Below are 17318 nucleotides of genomic sequence, written 5' to 3'. Positions count from 1 at the left end.
TTTATCTGTTGTTTTGACTGATAAACCTTGGCTAATCAGTCATTAATTCCTCACTTTCGGTCTATACTGCCCGCCGCAGTAGGCATTCCGACAATCCGACAAATGATCGAAAGCCGCAGGCTAAAGCAGCTTAATGGCTTTATGCGAGCAGCGAAAAAAAACCGGCGGTATGAAGGTGTGCAGCGGTAACAGTTTTTTGCCCAACTTTGTGCCAAAACGGTAACAACACTAGGAGCAGCCATGCGCCCCACCGAGCGCCGCCAACATATTCTTGAACAACTGCGCCAACGCGAACGGGTCTCCGTGGATGAACTCGCGCGGGGCTTAAACACCTCCCAGGAAACCATCCGCCGCGACCTCGCCGAGCTGGCCGAGCAAGGCAAGGTCACTAAGTTTCATGGCGGTGCTTCCCTGCCCCCCAGCGGCGAGCACGAGAACGCCTTCCAAACACGGATGAATGAGTTCGCGGCGGAGAAAAAGGCCGTGGCCCGCTATGCCGCCGGCCTGTACTCGCCGGGCGACAGCATCCTGATCGACACCGGCACCACCACCTTGTTCTTTGCCAAGGAGCTGGCCCGCCTGAGCCGTATTACGGTGATCACCAACTCTCTGCAAATCGCGGCGAGCATCGGTGCCAGTGGCAATCGGGTGTTTATGATTGGCGGTGAATATCGCCCAGAGTCAGCGCAAAACACCGGGGCGTTGGCCATGGAGCAGATCGCCCGGTTTAACGCCGAGCATGCGGTGGTGACCATTGGTGCACTGAATGCCGATGGCGCTTTCGACTTCTCCATCGAAGAAGCCGAAATCACCCGGGCCATGATTGCCCGTACCCGCTATCTGACCGTGGTGGCCGACTCTTCGAAGTTGGGTCGGCGCGCCTTGTTTGAGGTGTTTCCGCTGGCGCGCATTGATCGCTTAATCATCGATCGTAAACCCCTAGGCGCCCTTGCCGAAGCCTTGGCCGAGGCCAACGTGGAAGTGCACGAGGCACCACTGCTGGTGAAAAACAGCCGCTGAAGCAGTCGCCCTGCGCCGCAGCGCAGGGCTTACGGCTTAACGTTTGAGCACTTGGCCAGTCACCGTCGCTTCCGGCTTGGCGACCATCAGCGAGGCGTAGTACTGCTCGCCTTTGGCCGCGTCATACATGCCTTCCCAGCGCGAAACCACCAACGCGGCCAGCGCGTTGCCAATAACGTTTAGGGCGGTGCGGGCCATGTCCATGATGCGGTCGACACCGGCGATAAAGGCCAGTCCTTCCAGCGGGATACCCACGCTGCCCAGCGTCGCCAGCAGCACCACGAACGATACGCCCGGCACACCGGCGATACCTTTGGACGTGACCATCAGGGTCAGCACCAGCAACAGCTGTTGCCCCAAGGACAGGTCGATACCGTACAGCTGGGCAATAAAGATCGCCGCGATGCTTTGGTACAGAGTCGAGCCATCGAGGTTAAACGAGTAACCGGTCGGCACCACGAACGAGCAGATCGCCTTCGGCGCACCGTAGCTTTCCATCTTCTCGATCACGCGCGGCAGCACTGCCTCGGAGCTGGAGGTGGAGTAAGCGAGGATCAGCTCATCTTTCAAGATGCGCATGATCTTGATCACCGAGAAGCCGAACAGGCGCGCCACCATGCCCAGCACCATGAAGGCAAAGAAGGCGATGGCGAAGTACACCAGCAGCACCAGCTTGGCCAGCGGCAGCAACGAGCTGAAGCCGAAGTTGGCGATAGTCACGGCGATCAGGGCGAACACCCCAATCGGCGCGTAGTTCATGATCATGTGGGTGACCTTGAACATGGTCTCCGACACGCCCTGGAAGGTCCGCAGCAAGGGCTCGCGCAGCTCAGCCTGAAGGCTCGACAGACCTAAGCCGAACATCACCGAGAAGAAGATGATCGGCAGCATGTCGCCACGCATCAATGCGGCAAAGATGTTCGATGGAATCAGGTTGAGCAGGGTTTCGATAAACGCGTGCTCATGGGATACCTCGGCCGCAGTGCTTTGGTACTTGGAGATATCGACAGTGCCCAGGGTGCTCATGTCGACTCCCGTACCCGGATGGAACAGGTTGGCCAGTACCAGGCCGACGACGATGGCCAGAGTGGTCACCACCTCGAAGTACAGGATGGTCTTCACCCCGATACGCCCCAGCTTCTTCGCATCGCCAACCCCGGCAATGCCCACCACCAACGAGGTAATCACGATGGGGACGACGATCATCTTGATCAGACGAATGAAGATATCACCGGCAGGTTGGAGGACGTTGCTGATCCACCAGGCCTTTTCTGCGCTGAAGTGGTTCAGCAGCGCGCCGACTACAACCCCCAAGACCAGACCAATCACAATCTGCCAAGCGAGGCTTAGTTTTGCCTTCTTCATATCTTTACCTTTGTTCTAGTGTTCAGAGGTAGCGATCGGAAACACAGGTAACAGAGCCATTGGCAATGTCAGAGAGCCTTGGCTTCCGCGCGGAAACCTCATGAAGGAAACCGCGAGCACTGGGCGCTCGGGTTAGCGAAAAGGCGGCAACTATTGCGACGGGCCAGGATGAAAGCTAATGCCGGAAGCGCATGCCCCATGCCGCTTCGACATAGCCATTCAGCCACCACCGACAAAAGTTAAGTTATTGATTTATAAGGGTCGGAATCCCGAACAAAGCTAAACAAGCGCATTTAAGCCGTTGTAGCGGCAGCCACGGCGCGGCCCAACCTAATCGTTCGAGATTCCGAATGGTTTTGCGGCCCCAACTGAGCTTGCGACCTTGCCCGGAAAATAAGACGTACGGTTACCAGCAGCACGGTCGCAACAACAGAGTCATTGACGAACAAGACTCAGGCACGGCTTGAAATGGACGCCACACTGGTCCAAGAAAGGCTGAATCCGTGTATTGTCCAGCAATAAGGCAAAAACTTGCCTGTGTGTCACCCGGGCCTGCGTCAGGGTGAAAGCAGTCCAAACCACGGCCAATACGAGGGATGGTCCTGGCCGCCGCGCCGGCGGCCAGGTCCGTAGCCGGGATATCAGTGGCGGGCGTGGGCGCTCAGGCGGCGCGACAGTTCCTGCAAGCCCTGACTCAGTTCCTTCAGGGTGCCGGCATCGCGGGCGCTCTCCTCACTGGCGCCGTGGATACGCACGGCCAGCTCGTTGATTTCCTGGGTGACGTGGCTCTGCTGATGGGCTGCTACGGCGATTTGCTGGGCGCGCTGCACGATGTCTTCAAAGCCGCCAATGGTCTCGCGCAGGGATTGATCCAGCGACTGCGATTGCCGCGCCACTACGCGAGTGCGCTCTTCCCCGGCGACCATGGTGTTAACCGCATGCACCGAGGCTTGGCGCAGCTCGCCAATCATCTCCTGAATCTGATCGGCTGAAGTTTGCGTACGCCCGGCCAAGGTCCGCACCTCATCCGCCACCACGGCAAAGCCGCGGCCCTGCTCACCGGCCCGCGCGGCTTCAATGGCGGCGTTCAGAGCCAGCAAGTTGGTCTGTGAAGAGATCGCCTTGATCACTTCCAACACCCCGCTGACCGACTCAATATCGCGGCCCAGGCTGGAAATGGCCCCGGCGACATGGGTGATATCAGCAGTCAGCGAGCCGATGGTGCCGCTGTTTTCTTCCACATGATGCTGGCTGACCTTAGCGGTTTGCAGCGATTGCTCGGCGGTGCTGGAACAGTCGCTGGTGTTGCGCGCCACCTCGTTGGCGTTAGACGCCATCTCGGTGATCGCGGTGGCCAGTAAGGTGTTGTCTTCACGCTGAGTTTCCGCGCGCTCAGCAATCACCGCCGCCAATTGCGACACCTGCGCGGCCTGCTCCAGCAAGCGTTTAGCCTCGCCACTGATGTCTTGCAGCATGGTCCGTAAGGTGCCGGCGTAACTGTTGACGGCGCGGCGCAGAGCGCCGATTTCATCGTTACGATCCACCCGCAACTCGCTCTGGCCGCCACGGTTCTGGCCAAAGCTGAGGATCTGCTGGGTGGTTTCGTTGAGCTGGCTCAGCAGCGTACGACCGGCAAGCCAGAGCAAACCAAACACGATGGCCAGCACGGGAATAATGATCAGCAACATGTCGCGGGTCAGCGCATTGGCCATGCCGCTGACTTGTTCATGGGGCGTGACCAGACCGATCACCCAACCGGTTTGCGGCACCCGCACCAAGGTCACGTAAGCGGCAGCATCGATAATGTGTTCGTGTTCCAGTTCAAACACCCCGGCCTGGTCCGAGCCACTGGTGCGCCACTGATCAACCTTTTGCAACCATGGATAACGCGCCATCAAGGCCTTGCCATCCACCTCCTGGCTGCCGGGGTAATGCAGCACATTGCCGGAGCGGTCCAGAGCAAAGGCGTAGCCGCCATTGAGCGAGCCGTTTTCTTTGAGGAAGTCGGCGATACCGTTAAGTGCCAGATCAAGGGTGGCGACCCCGGCAAACTGCTGATCACGCTGATAACCGATGGTGCAGGTGACCATCAGTACCTTGCTGACCGGGTCCTGATACACATCCGACCAGCCACACTCGCCGCGAGCCGCGGCTTTGCCTTGACGGTACCAGTCGCTGTCCTGATACGGCGCCATGCCGGCGGCGTTGTTCTCGTCACTGTAATTAAGCTCGCCCTGGGCATTGCGCGACCAATACAAACTGCGCAGCGCCTCGCCAGGGGTAAAGGCGTTGGGCTCGGGCCAGATACCACCGCCGGCAATGGTTAAGTCGCCATTGGCGGCAACAATCGGGGTGAGGTTGTGGATGGCGTTATCGACATCCAGCGGCAGGGTTTGCGCCAAGTTGGCCAGGGCCGAGGTGCGCGTATGGATTTCACTGATTTTGATCGACAGCTGGCGGGCGATGGCCAAAGCCGATTGCTCAGTACTCTTATGCGCCGCCTCTTCGAGCATGGGCTCGCCGCGTAGGACCATCACCCCGTAAATACTCAAAGTAGTGATGATGAGGACGAAGAGAATCCCCAGGGTCAGTCTCGAAATGATCCGGATCGGCATCGTGTGTACTCAGTTTTTATATGGGACTGCTCAATGAGCTTGGTGATTAACGTCGGCGCGTCCCTGCACCTGCTGGTATTGGCTTAACGCCAGGTGCGGCAGCGGCTGACCGCCTCACTGAAGGTGGCACGCCACTGCTCGGCGACGCTGGCCGCCACCCGTGGGCTGAAGGTGGTGCTGGTGTTGTGCGGTGGCATTAGATCGACGCCCAAGCCCCGCGCCGCCAGTGCCGCACAGCCGAAGGCGGTGAGTTCATCGAAGCGCTGGGTGACGATCTCGCGCTGCAAGGCATCGGCGAGGAACTGGGCAAAGTACGGGCTGCGCGCCAAGCCGCCATCAATCGACAAGCGATCGGTGACGTTGAGGAAACCATCCATTGCGCTGATCACTTCCACGCTGCGCAGGGCCACGCCTTCAAGCAAGGCCTGGCACATATCGGCCTTGGTGGTGCCCCCGTTCATCCCCACCCACAGCGCCGCAGCGCTGCGATCCCAATGGGGGCACGCCAGGCCCGACAACGCCGGCACGAAGGTCAGTTTGCGGCCAATGGCCGGTGGGTTATCAAAGGCCGCCAGTTCGGAAAAGTCGCTGAATAAACCCAAGCGCCCTGCCCACTCCACCGCAGCACTGGCGTCGTATACGCCACCGTCCATGGCGTACTGTGGCTTGCCGTCGATCTGCCAGGCGATGGTGGCCAGCAAGCCTTTCTCCGGCGCGCGGATCATCTCTTCGCCGCTTAAGGTCAGGGCGAAGGCACCGGTGCCGAAAGTGATTTTCGCATCGCCGGGATTGCGGCAGCCGTGACCATACAAAGAGGCTTGCTGATCAACCAGGGAGGCGGTCACGGGAATGCCGCCGATGTGGCCAAAGTTGCCCACGGTGTCGCGGATTTCCGGCAGCACCTCGATGGGCACCCCGAACAGCTCACACAGCTGCGGGTCCCACTGGGCCGTGGCCAGGTTCATCAAAGAAGTGCGCGAAGCGGTGGTGACGTCGGTGGCAAACACCCCAGTCAGGCGATCAAGGAAATACGCATCGGTGGTGCCCAAGCGCAGCCGCCCTTGCGTATAGGCCTCAGCGGCGGCCGGCAGATGCTGGAGAATCCAGGCCAGCTTCGACGCCGAGAAGTACGGGTCCAACGGCAGGCCCGCGCGCTCCAAGGTTAAGGCCTCACCACCAGCGGCACGCAGCGCGGCGATTTGCTCGGCGGTGCGGTTATCCTGCCAGACGATCACCGGCGACAACGGCGCGCCCGTGACAGCATCCCACGCCAGGCAACTTTCACCTTGGTTAGCCAGGCCAATGGCATCCACCCGGCCGGCTTCTTCCAGGCAGCGTTGCAGGTTACTCAGCAGCTCCAGCGGGTCATGCTCGACCCAACCCGGCTGCGGGTGATGCTGCTGATGGCGCACAGCCAGCTGAATATCGGCATTACCATTTTGCGCAACCACCAATACCCGCGTACTGGTGGTGCCTTGATCGAGAGCTGCAATACGCACGGGGTCGATTCCTGCTGCTTAAGGGGATTATTCGCCGACAAAGTCGACTTCAAGGTGTTGCGTGCCACGCGGGATGTCCAGCTCCTGCAGAGCGATCAACAGCCTGCGCTCGGGCAGGCAAGCGCGGCTTTTGCGCCAAATTTCCCGACCATCAGCGCGCACCACTAACTGTCCGCGCCGCGCCTTATTCACCCGTAGTTGCAGGTGTTTGAGGCCCGGCTCGGGGCTCGGCAACAGCACCTGCGGCACACATAACTTCAGCCCCGCCTGGCATTCAATGCGCATCCCGCCCAAGGCCGCTGGCAGCTCGCCGCGCAGATCCTGAGCGAGCAGGCGGGCAATCTGCCGGCCTTCACGGAACGACCAACCGGCCGTCTCGATTGGCCGCAGCAAGTTGCCCGCAGCAAAATAACGGGGATCGGAACAGCGTCCGTATTGATCGATCAGCGGCCCGCCACTGCGCGGGTCAATCTGTAGCTCGCTAAGCCGCGCCAGACTCGACTCGGGGGTAAATTCCCCGGTCAGTAGCACGCCGTCACAAGCAAACTCCTGCACGCTGCCATCGGCCATGCGCACGCTGGCCGACTCCACCCGGCCGGTGCCATGCACCTTGATCAGCTCCGCCCCCAAGTGCAGCGGCACGCCACATAAGCGCGGGAATAACGACAGCGGCCAGCGTGCCGTCGGCCGCGAATTACGCTCCAGCACCGCCACGGGTTTGATCCCGGCGCGGCGGCAACTTAGCACAGCCGACAAGCTGACCAGCTCAGTGCCAATAATCAGCGGTCGCTCAAAGGGTTTGATCTGTTGCAAGTACAGGTAGGCTTGCAGCGCTCCGGTGTTGATCACCCCCACTGGCCGATCACCACCGAGCAAACGCGCCGAACGCGGGGTTTCCCGCGCGCCGGTAGCGATCAACACCCGTTGCGCCTGGATGCGGAAACTGCCTTCGGGCGACACGCCATCGAGCAAACCATGGGCGCCTAAATGCGTCACCGTATGTTTGAGGGCAATGTTCACGCCAGCGTCTTGCGCCTCTTGCACATTGCGCCGGGCATAACCCGGGCCACTGTAGATATGCCCGTATTCCCAAAAACCAAAGGGTGGATGCCCGCAGTGCCGGGGGATACCGCCCGCCTCGGCTTCGCGCTCCAACACCAGCACTTCACCGACGCCCTGACGGCGCAGTTCGATAGCCGCCGCTAACCCCGCCGGGCCGCTACCGATAATGGCCACCGCGACTTCTTGCGTCTCAATGTTTCGCATGACATACACCTGTAGCCAGTGGCACAGCCAGCCGCTTTGCGCTGATCTGCGCAACTTCGGCACCACAGTAAAAACCCTGACAACGGCCCATGCAGGCCCGGGTACGGCGCTTTAAGCCACCCAAATCTCCCGGCGGCAATAAGCTGCTGAGCGCCGCATCGATTTCCCGTCGCGTGACCATCTCGCAGTGGCAGACGATCTCGCCGTAGCCCGGCTGCTGATAATCCCGTGGCAGATGCTCAGCCAAGTTGGGCATATGTGGCCACTGCAGGGTCTGCTCGGGCAGCCGCTGATGTTGCCCCTCATACAAGTCGAACACGTGCTGGGCGATACCCAAGGCGGCGGTCAAGCCAGTGGACCGAATGCCGCCGACGCTGATCCAGTTGCGCTCAGGCACTCGCCGAATGCGGTATTCCTTCTTATCGCTGGCTGGGCGCAGGCCCGCGTAGGTGGCCGTTACCGGCATATTGGCCAAACCGGGGATGCGCTCCACCGCCGCGTCGATCAACTGCTGCAAGGTGTCGCGATCGAGGTCGGCATGCACGCGGTCGTCCTGCTCTTCGGCCGTCGGCCCCACCAGTAAATTGCCGAAGATAGTGCGGGTTAACACAATGCCCTTGGTGCGCTCGTTGGGCACCGGCAGCACGATATGCTTGAGCAGTTTGGCGCTGGCCTTATCGAACACCACAAACTGGCCTTTGCGCGGATGGATACTGAACGACGCCTCGCCTAACAGGCGCTCCTCCAGCTGATCGCCGTATAAACCGGCGCAGTTGATCACGCTGTTGGTCACCACATCGCCTTGACTGGTACGCAGCGCCCAACGCCGGCCATCAAAGTAACCGGCCAACACTTCGCAGCTCAGCCGCACTTGCGCGCCGGCCAGCATGGCTTGGGACAAATAAGCCAAGGGCGCCGACCAGGGATCGATCAAAAACTCGCCCGGCACTTCCACCGCGGCCAAGGCCTTGGCCGATAAATTCGGTTCGCGAGCACGGATCGCCTGGGCGTCGATTAACCTGGCATCCAGCACGCCGTTGGCGTGGGCCTGCTGCAAGATGCCGTCGAGCTTGACCACATCCTCTGGCGTCCACGCCACCACCATGGCGCCAGTGCGCAGCAGCGGCAGGTTGAGCTTGTGATAAATCGCCAAGTACTCGGCATAACCGGCTTGCATGCAGTGCAATTCGGTGCTGGCCAATGGCGCATCGAAGCCGGTGTGCAAAATGGCGCTATTGCCCTTGCTCGCGCCGGACAAAATATCCGCGCCCTTCTCCAGCAATAGAACCCTGGCGCCCTCTAGGGTAAAGCGCCGAGCCATCGCGCAGCCGACGACACCACCGCCTACCACGACCACGTCGTAGACCCCGTCTAGCTTCGAATTGAGATTGTGCATGTACTGGCCTGTGAAATTCGCATTACAGCGCTCTAGCCTGCAGCCCACATGCCATTGGCGATAAATTTGTGGTTTTGTGGATTTAACCGGTCACAAACAAAGAACAGCCCCACGCGTGCAGATTAAATAGCTATCCGCCAGCATTCTAAAGTTTACCCAAGGGCCACGTTCTACGCCGTTCACAAGCCCCAAGTGGTGAAGCGACCTGGCCGCCTCCAGATATGCCGGTTAACCTTTTAAAATCAGGCACAACCGCTGTGAATCAGACGGACTCGGCGTGACGGCAGCGCGCTTCGACATCGGCAAGTGTTACAGAACAGTGCATGCACGGTTACTTTTCCACCCAGAGCAATAACCCAGCTTGCAACATTGCCCGCCAGCAACGGACCAGACAGTGCCTGTGCTGATGCGGCTGAATAAGTCATCAAGACCAAAAAACGCGTGTAATTCCCACAGAAAACCAACAGTTTCGTCCCTGCATCCGCCGTCTGGTTTTATCAGCTCCGCTGCGGGCGCTATTAGCCCATGGGGTTAAAGCTGCTGGAAGCCGAACAATAGCGCTGGCGCCTGCGCTCGCTGGAATCAGCCCGATCCTCCAAGTATTTAGCGCGCCATAGCCGGCACTGCTCATGGAAGTATTGCTTAGCGCCCTTGCGGCACTCGCGATAGTCAATCGACCCCTTACGGTGATTGCCGCACACCGTAGCGCCATCGATGTAGTTGTGCAGCGAGTACCACTGCGCCCAATAACGCGTACCGCCGCGCCAACTTTTAATCCAGAGTGCGCTTAGCTCAGGCGCCGCGCGCGCTGCCCGCTCTCGTTCAGGCGTTACTGGCGCAGCCTGATAACTCGGCGGCGCATAGATATTCTGCGGCGCCCGGGGACGATAGTTACTGTCATTAAACTCATTGCGCAGTTGCTGGCCCGAACGGATCGGCGGCGCAGCCTGCCAAGCCAACTCAGCCATCACACCGGCACCATGCTCTTGCTGAGTAAGCGGCTCACTCTGCGCTTGCTCAGTCTCGGCTTCGCTGGCAGGCAGCGTGGCGGATTCTGGCTGGGGTGGCTGGCCCGTATCGAGGATGTGCACCAGCTGTTGCAGCGCCGCTAAATCGACCACCCAGGTTTTGCCATAGCTCAGCAGCCCCGCGCAGAGCAGTGCCAGCAGCCCTAGCAATCCCCACCAGAGTCCCCAACCACTCGCACGCCGCCGCCCACGCACACGCGGCGGTGCATCCTGCCAATCCGACCTCATCCCTCGCCCTCAACCTGAGCGCCGCGAGTAGCAGCCCTCTCAAGCAAGTTTTAGCAAATACCCTGTTTATTGACTGCCGATCACTTGGCAAAGGCTGCATAACTATGCTGTCAACTTCACATTAAATATTAGAAGGCCATACACAAAGAATACCGTTCAATACAAAACATAGTGGCATTGACACACCTATAGCAATAAACGATAGCAGCATAGCTTTACACCCGCTTAAATAGCCAAATATTCGAAATTAACGGCCCGAGCAAAGATAAAAACTTAAATGCTAGCCATCAGCCATAGTTTAAACAACACAAAGCCATAGCATTTCAACCATATAAAATTACTCGCTATATCCGCCAATCAACCTAGATCAACTCCTTCTAAAACCTTTCACACCGAGACAACGTCAACTTATGTAAGCATGATCACTAACCTGATCGAACCACGGCACAAAAAGGATTTAGCCAATAGAACTTAGTACGCAATTGCATTAATTAAATTTAAAGCTCTTGTTATCGACGACTTCAACACCGTTAAAACGACCCACTCATCTGAGGAATACTGCATGAAAGGCAAAATTGTTCTGGAAGAGCATGTCACCACCCCCTTAAACAACAGCTTATGGGATGCCAGTGGTGAAGCCGCGCGCAACGGCAAGGCCTATATGGAGAACGTCGATAAACGCTTGCTTGAGACCGAGCAACGCATCGCCGATATGGACAGCAGCGGCATAGCCACCTCGGTTATTTCCCTGACCTCACCCGGCGCACAGTCTCTGCTGGATGTTAACCAAGCCGTCGACTTCGCCCGGCAAACCAATGACTACATCACCGAGCACTATGTAGGCAAACATCCGCAGCGGCTCAAGGCCTTCGCCACCGTGGCCCTGCAGTCGCCCCGCGCGGCGGCAGATGAACTGGAGCGTGCGGTCAAACAGCACGGCATGCTCGGCGCGCTTATCAATGGCTATACCAACATCGGTGACAACAACACCGCCCAGTATCTGGATGAACAGCCAGTCTGGGAGTTCTGGGATAAGGTCGCCCAGCTCAATGTGCCGGTCTATCTGCATCCGCGCGAGCCATTACCCTCGCAGCGCCGCCTGTATGAAGGCTACCCTTCGCTGGTAGGTTCCGCCTGGGGCTTCGCCCATGAAACCGCTACCCACGCCATCCGCCTGATGCTTAGCGGACTGTTCGATCGCTACCCTAACCTGACCATTATCCTCGGACACCTCGCCGAAGGCCTGCCGCTGATGCTGCCGCGCCTGGAACACCGCTTAAATATGCAGCGTGAGGGCGTCGGCTTAGGTAATGCTGAAAAACCAGTGAGCCATTACTTCAGCAATAACTTCTATCTGACTACCGCCGGCCACTTCCATACCAAAGGCTTGCTCGATTCCATCAGTGAAATTGGCGTCGACCGCGTATTATTCTCCGCCGACTACCCCTATGAAAGTATGCACACCGCCAGCGAGTGGTTTGATAAAGCCCTTATTAGCGAAAATGACCGGATAAAAATCGGCCGCACCAATGCGGCAAGATTATTTAACTTATAGCGCGACAAAAATCTGAGAAAAAGTGACAAGCAAGCGCTCAGATTGAGCAAATAAAGATGTAACAAAAAGCAGGACATACGTCCTGCTTTTTGTTATTTCATAAAATAACCGAGCTAATCACTCAGTCAAATTCCGGAGCATCAATCCACACATAAACTGATGCCCCGCTGAATGACTGGATTTAAAGAAATTTTTGCATCCTCAACCTGTGGATCAGAGCGCCATATATTTTCCAGGGGCTTAAGCTTGAGTTTATCGGCACTAGCACTGGCTGCACCGTTAATGGGATAGCTGTCACCACTTTCAAGATCCTTGACCAAAAGCACCATCCCCGGATGACATTGCAGCTGGACCTCCGCAACGGTAAAGGGCCAAGCCTCACCGTATTCCTGCGCATTGATCATCAGCGTATCCCCCGCCGCCACAACCGTCGCCCCGGCAACGCCAAACCAAGTCAACAATCCCTTAAAGCCCATCCCAATCTCCTTATCGTTATGACAAACCCTTTGATTGAAGACTGCGGCTCATCCCCTAGAGTTCGCTAAGAACATAACCCGCTTGCGCCCACTGCCAGTTGATCCCTCCTGGCCATGGGTTAACGAGCACCTACGGCTATTTCTGCAGACAAAACGACAAAGCCCCTGAAACCCAGTGAGCTTCAGGGGCTTGGTTTGGCATATAGCGGGAAGATAGCGTTTTGAACCCGCCTGGGAGGGTTTCAGTAAGCGCCAAGCCCACTCAATACGGGGCTTGGCTCCCTCAACGGCTAGCTGCAACTCAATTCGTCGCAGTGTTTCGACACTTTGTTTATGTCCTGACTTAAGCGCAATCAGTCAAAAACGCTGTTCAAAACCTCATAGATCACGCCAGTAGCTGCGGCCACGAGAATCAAATCTCGCCCAGTCTGCATCCACTCATAACCCTCATAATGCGGCAGTTGTTGCACCAAACGGCCATCTAAGCGTTTGGCTATCCCTGGAGGTAGCGGTTTACCTCGTGCCAAGTTCTTCTGAATACCTGGCGGTAAGGCAGGCCCTGGGGACCAGTAACCCCGGTTATCACCTAGGATCACCCGAATGTTACCGACGTCGATCTGAGGACTGCCGCCTCTCAAATCGACAGATATCGCACTGTCATCGTCGTGGCCTTTTTTGCCATGCCCTTGGCCCTTTCCATTGCCGGGGTCTGCCAATGCCAGAGGCGAGGCAAGCAACAGTATTAGGCTTCCTGCAATCGCCCTATGTAATGTTTTGACAGCCTGCATTTTGGTAGACCTCATCAATATCCAGTCCTACATAAGACAGCCACAAACCTCGGCTTGTTTCAAGCATTGCACTGACACCTAAGTATTCACACGGCCCCACCGGGCTAAAACTGCTCGCGCCTGAGTTTGCCAGCCCGTTCAGCCGCAAAGAGATTCGGCTGATCGTGGCTGCTGCAAGAAATACTCAAGGACTCAGCCCCTCCCTGCTCGTTAGGTGGGGGGCAGCGAGATAACTTCTCGCGAGAGAGCGGGACAGTTACTCTGCTGATTAGCAATTCAATTAGTGCTTTAACCTGGACGGGCAGAATGTAAGCGAGTAGCTCACCGCGCACTTAAAGCGTACTGAAGTGAAGCATCGCAGCGCCAAGCCGTGCCGGCACAGATTCGCCAGCCAGGCAGTTTCGAGCGATGCGCCACTAAAATGGATTGCGCGACATATCACCCTCAATACCAAGCGCCCATTTTTGAGCTTCTGCTTTTGTATCAAAGGTTGCTGTGAGAGTTGGGTAACCTTTGCGACGGATCAGCGCCCGCCATGCGTCACCGCGCTTCTGATAAGTGGCCATGGGCGACAACTTTACTTGGCACAACGTATTTTTGCACAACCAGCAGGTGTATCAGCGGTGTACCAAAATTGTACCAAACGAAAAAGGCCCCAGAGGTTTAACCCTCTGGAGCCCTTGAATATGGCGGGAAGATAGGGATTTGAACCCGTCTACAACAGTCTCAATTCGACTCTATTTGGCTCATTGTTTTCGACACTTCTTAAATACCGCATCAGCATCAGCATCAGCACCAAGGCCTAGCCTAAGCCTAGGAGATGAACAGCTCTAGCTTGCTGGACAAACACCAAATCAAGTCTGTTACAGTCCAGCACGTGTATCAATTGACAGGGAGTCAAGCATGGCAAAGCCTGCCGCACGCATAACCGACCCTACCAACTGTCCCGTACCAGGACATGGTTCCCAACAAATTGCCTCCGGCTCACCCAACGTCTTGTTTGATGGTCTTGCCGCTGCACGCCAGGGTGACTCCTGTACCTGTGGCAGTGCACTAGCATCTGCACTATCCAGCACCGTGTTTATAAATGGTAAAAACGCTGCGTTGATCGGTACGGTTGGCACGCATGGTGATGTAGTTATCGGTGGATCTGGAACAATCATTATTGGTGACAGCCACACACCGGCCGCATTCGTTCCGCCAACGCCAATGGCCACCTATGGCAAATGGATTGGTTTCACCATCCCGGCAGCAGAGAGCTACGAAGGCCTAACCTGCACTGCTCACTTCGATGATGGCTCATCGTTACCGGGTGTATTTGACGCAAACAACTCCGTCAAATTCTCCAATCCCACAGGCAGAATTTGCCACACCTTGTCTTTTGCTCAAGACGACCACGCCTGTACAGCATCGAGTATCGACGGGCTACTGAACGACATTTTGGGATAAGGATTTTCCAATGACAGAACCAGCCCTGGTCACCGGCAGCTATATCGTCAACAGCCAGCACACACTGGACCGCTCTCCCCTGCAACTAGCTGTAGCCGGCATGGAGGGTGCAGCTAGTCGTTTTTCAATTGACGCCATCAAAGATCCTCGTGTTCGTAGCAGCTATGAACGAAATATCCGCCGAATGTCACAGCAGATATTTGCGGAGGTCAAAGCCGGTAAAATGACCGTTGAAGAGGGAACCAAATTCAGCAATGAAATGCGCAACAAGATCATGTACGAGCACCGTAAGTACACCTCCGCACACGGGCGCGCCATTGTTGAAAAGAAGAAGAGCACAGGTAAAACCTACGCAGAAATCATTAACGAAAAATCCCGCGCCCAATTCAATAAGAACTATGACCAACTGACTAAAGCCCAACAGCGGGAAATTCTTTACAAAGCACTTGAACGCTCAGGCAGTGCAAACGCCAAGTTCACCTCAGGTACTAAAATTCTTTCTGTTATGGGGAAGGTTGGCATCATCATGACCGCAGCTCTGGCCACTTACCAAATCCTCAATGCTGAAGACAAAGCCAAAGAAACCGCGCGGCAAGCCACTATTGTCGGCGGTGGGGTACTGGGTGGTTTTCTGGCCGGCTTAGGCGTTTCAGCATTGTGCGGCCCTGGCGCACCCGTTTGCGCAATTGCCGTTGTGCTTGTTGGCAGCGCGGCAGGGGGCATAGCTGGTGGAGTTGCCGCCGATACTTTCGATGCAGAGTTAGAGGAGCTTGCCCATTGGGACGTGTTCTAACCCCCCAGGACCGAGCCAAGATACAAATCGCCCTAGCAGAAGCATTTGTTGATAGTGCTGTGGACTATCAAGAGATTGCAGAGCAGGTTCGTGACTACGACCCGAAGGTTGTCCAAGACATACTTTACGAAGATGTAGCGCCGGTGTGCTTCAGCAACCTTGAAACCCCAGTGCCGCCCATTTGGACAGGGTTTGATAATCAGTGGTTACTTAGCGCAATAGCCATACAGACCCAGGCTCGTGAGGCTAGCTGGGTAAAGCGTCAGCTACATAAGTTATTAGTTGCTTGGCTACGATATAGCTATGGCTATATTTGGAAAGAAATAGCTGCATTTCGTGACTCAAGATAATTCAGCAGAGTCATGGACTCATTTCTTCTATGAAAACTTTCCTAGAAGACGAGTGGCATCTAACTAAAAGTTAGTGACTAATTTTTTCTAATTTCCTTCATCACACGCTCGCTTTCGTCCGGCCCGGTCAGTGATTCGCCGTAAGCCTAGAACCAATCAGCCGTTACCTCGGGAAGGCGGATTGTCTGCGCCTAATAGGGGATCCGTCGTTATTCCCACCAATTCCCCCAAACGAAAAATGCTCCAGAGGTTTAACCCTCTGGAGCCCTTGAATATGGCGGGAAGATAGGGATTTGAACCCTAGGTGCTATTGCTAACACAACGGATTTCGAATCCGTCCCGTTCGGCCACTCCGGCATCTTCCCGAACGGCGCGCATAGTAACAGTATCTTTGCGTTTGGCGAAGCAATTTTGGAAAAATTTTCGCTTAATTTCATACGCTTGCGTTCAAACGCATCAATTAAGCGCGCCTTGGTGGCGCGTCTATCCGGCCGTCAGGCAGCAAAAAGGGCGCCGTAGCGCCCTTCTCTCTTGCTGCTGTGCAGCGCTTACTCGGTCAGGCGAGTCAGTGCTTCGCGGTACTTGTCAGCGGTCTTCTGCGCGACATCAGCGGGCACGGCTGGAGCTGGTGGCTCTTTGTTCCAGCCGGTGGACTCCAACCAGTCACGCACGAACTGCTTATCGAAGCTCGGTGGGTTTTTCCCTTCCACGTAGCTGTCGGCTGGCCAGAAGCGGCTGGAGTCAGGCGTCAGGGCCTCATCCATCAGGGTCAGGGTGCCGTTCTCGTCCAGGCCGAACTCGAACTTGGTGTCGGCGATGATAATGCCGCGCGTGGCCGCGTATTCCACCGCTGCGCTATACAGGGCAATGGAGGTGTCACGCACCTTGGCTGCCAGCTCAGCGCCGATGATCTCTTCACAGCGGGCAAAGGAGATGTTTTCGTCGTGATCGCCCACCGCCGCCTTGGTCGATGGAGTGAAGATCGGCTCAGGCAACTTGGCCGCTTCTTTCAGCCCAGCAGGCAGTTGAATGCCGCACACGGTGCCGTGCTTTTGGTATTCCTTCCAGCCGGAACCAACGATATAGCCGCGCACGATGGCTTCCACGGCCACCGGCTGCAGACGCTTGGCCACTACCGCACGGCCTTCTACCAACGGCAGCTCAGCGGCGCTGACGATATCTTCAACTTTGTCGCCAGTGAAATGGTTAGGCACCAGATCAGCCAGCTTGGCAAACCAGAAATTGGAGATGGCGGTGAGGATTTTGCCCTTTTCAGGAATGGGCTCATCGAGGATCACGTCGAATGCCGAGAGGCGGTCGGTGGCGACCATCAACATGCGTTTATCGTCGATCTCGTAAAGATCACGGACTTTACCCGAATAGATTTTCTTCAGGCTCAGGGTGGTGGCTGTGCTCATTTCGACATTTCCGCCTTTAGTAAACAAAACAGGCGAAACCCGCTGGGTTTCGCCTATTGGTGTTGCATCTCG

The 17318-nt window shown here is 56.8% G+C and carries 14 protein-coding genes, 1 tRNA gene and 2 pseudogenes; 5 read left to right on the top strand and 12 right to left on the bottom strand.

The window, feature by feature from the left end; genetic code table 11:
- Positions 1-240: 240 nt before the first annotated feature.
- Positions 241-1020: a DeoR/GlpR family DNA-binding transcription regulator gene (locus tag NTD81_RS06715; RefSeq protein ID WP_262180787.1), complete on the top strand. Its 780-nt coding sequence runs from the start codon at positions 241-243 to the stop codon at positions 1018-1020.
- 36 nt (positions 1021-1056) lie between these two features.
- Here the strand turns inward: NTD81_RS06715 and gltP are convergent, their stop codons facing one another.
- The 7 genes and pseudogenes from gltP to NTD81_RS06685 form a co-directional block, all read right to left on the bottom strand.
- Positions 1057-2385 carry a glutamate/aspartate:proton symporter GltP gene (gltP, locus tag NTD81_RS06710; RefSeq protein ID WP_262180785.1) on the bottom strand — a complete coding sequence of 443 codons (1329 nt, stop codon included), beginning with the start codon at positions 2383-2385 and terminating at the stop codon, positions 1057-1059.
- A gap of 641 nt (positions 2386-3026) precedes the next feature.
- Positions 3027-3722, bottom strand: a complete 696-nt coding sequence (locus NTD81_RS21400) for a methyl-accepting chemotaxis protein (protein ID WP_410017132.1) — start codon at positions 3720-3722, stop codon at positions 3027-3029.
- A gap of 420 nt (positions 3723-4142) precedes the next feature.
- Positions 4143-4898: pseudogene (locus tag NTD81_RS21395) on the bottom strand (cache domain-containing protein); the annotation flags it as partial.
- A gap of 185 nt (positions 4899-5083) precedes the next feature.
- Entirely contained in the window at positions 5084-6499 is a 1416-nt protein-coding gene (locus NTD81_RS06700) for an FGGY-family carbohydrate kinase (protein WP_262180781.1), read from the bottom strand.
- A 27-nt stretch (positions 6500-6526) separates the two neighbouring features.
- A complete protein-coding gene (locus NTD81_RS06695; RefSeq protein WP_262180780.1) occupies positions 6527-7765 on the bottom strand; it encodes an NAD(P)/FAD-dependent oxidoreductase in 1239 nt (412 codons plus the stop codon).
- Complete coding sequence (locus tag NTD81_RS06690; RefSeq protein ID WP_262180778.1) at positions 7752-9161, bottom strand: NAD(P)/FAD-dependent oxidoreductase; 1410 nt, start codon at positions 9159-9161, stop codon at positions 7752-7754. Before NTD81_RS06690 ends, NTD81_RS06695 begins: the two co-directional genes overlap by 14 nt.
- A gap of 518 nt (positions 9162-9679) precedes the next feature.
- A complete protein-coding gene (locus NTD81_RS06685) occupies positions 9680-10417 on the bottom strand; it encodes a hypothetical protein (RefSeq protein ID WP_262180776.1) in 738 nt (245 codons plus the stop codon).
- Positions 10418-10979: 562 nt separating this feature from the next.
- Between NTD81_RS06685 and NTD81_RS06680 the strand changes: the two genes are divergently transcribed.
- On the top strand, positions 10980-11972 hold the full coding sequence (locus NTD81_RS06680; protein WP_262180774.1) for an amidohydrolase family protein: 993 nt from the start codon (positions 10980-10982) through the stop codon (positions 11970-11972).
- Positions 11973-12112: 140 nt separating this feature from the next.
- On the opposite strand, the gene NTD81_RS06675 is transcribed toward NTD81_RS06680, so the two are convergent.
- The 3 genes and pseudogenes from NTD81_RS06675 to NTD81_RS06665 form a co-directional block, all read right to left on the bottom strand.
- Positions 12113-12448, bottom strand: a complete 336-nt coding sequence (locus tag NTD81_RS06675) for a YebY family protein (protein WP_262180772.1) — start codon at positions 12446-12448, stop codon at positions 12113-12115.
- Positions 12449-12801: 353 nt separating this feature from the next.
- On the bottom strand, positions 12802-13251 hold the full coding sequence (locus NTD81_RS06670) for an anti-virulence regulator CigR family protein (protein WP_410017118.1): 450 nt from the start codon (positions 13249-13251) through the stop codon (positions 12802-12804).
- Between the two features lie 404 nt (positions 13252-13655).
- Positions 13656-13802, bottom strand: a pseudogene (locus NTD81_RS06665) (site-specific integrase); the annotation flags it as partial.
- A 337-nt stretch (positions 13803-14139) separates the two neighbouring features.
- On the opposite strand from NTD81_RS06665, the gene NTD81_RS06660 reads away from it, so the two are divergent.
- From NTD81_RS06660 to NTD81_RS06650, 3 genes are read left to right on the top strand one after another with little or no spacing between them, the layout of a single operon-like run.
- Complete coding sequence (locus tag NTD81_RS06660) at positions 14140-14685, top strand: PAAR domain-containing protein (protein ID WP_262180768.1); 546 nt, start codon at positions 14140-14142, stop codon at positions 14683-14685.
- Between the two features lie 10 nt (positions 14686-14695).
- Positions 14696-15478 carry a hypothetical protein gene (locus tag NTD81_RS06655; RefSeq protein WP_262180766.1) on the top strand — a complete coding sequence of 261 codons (783 nt, stop codon included), beginning with the start codon at positions 14696-14698 and terminating at the stop codon, positions 15476-15478.
- Positions 15463-15828: a hypothetical protein gene (locus NTD81_RS06650; RefSeq protein WP_262180764.1), complete on the top strand. Its 366-nt coding sequence runs from the start codon at positions 15463-15465 to the stop codon at positions 15826-15828. The genes NTD81_RS06655 and NTD81_RS06650 overlap by 16 nt, the downstream gene beginning before the upstream one ends.
- A gap of 275 nt (positions 15829-16103) precedes the next feature.
- Here NTD81_RS06650 and NTD81_RS06645 read toward each other — a convergent pair.
- Together NTD81_RS06645 and NTD81_RS06640 are read right to left on the bottom strand one after the other, a co-directional pair.
- Positions 16104-16193 (bottom strand) — tRNA-Ser (locus NTD81_RS06645).
- Between the two features lie 183 nt (positions 16194-16376).
- The gene (locus NTD81_RS06640) at positions 16377-17246 is read right to left on the bottom strand and encodes a phosphoribosylaminoimidazolesuccinocarboxamide synthase (protein ID WP_262180762.1); all 870 of its coding nucleotides are present in this window, start codon (positions 17244-17246) and stop codon (positions 16377-16379) included.
- Positions 17247-17318: the final 72 nt, after the last annotated feature.

The organism is Pseudomonas sp. 5P_3.1_Bac2 (assembly GCF_025465995.1).
In the GTDB taxonomy this organism is placed as follows: Bacteria; Pseudomonadota; Gammaproteobacteria; order Pseudomonadales; family Pseudomonadaceae; genus Aquipseudomonas.
Note: the sequence above shows the minus strand (reverse complement) of the source record. Positions and strands in the feature narration are given on the sequence as shown.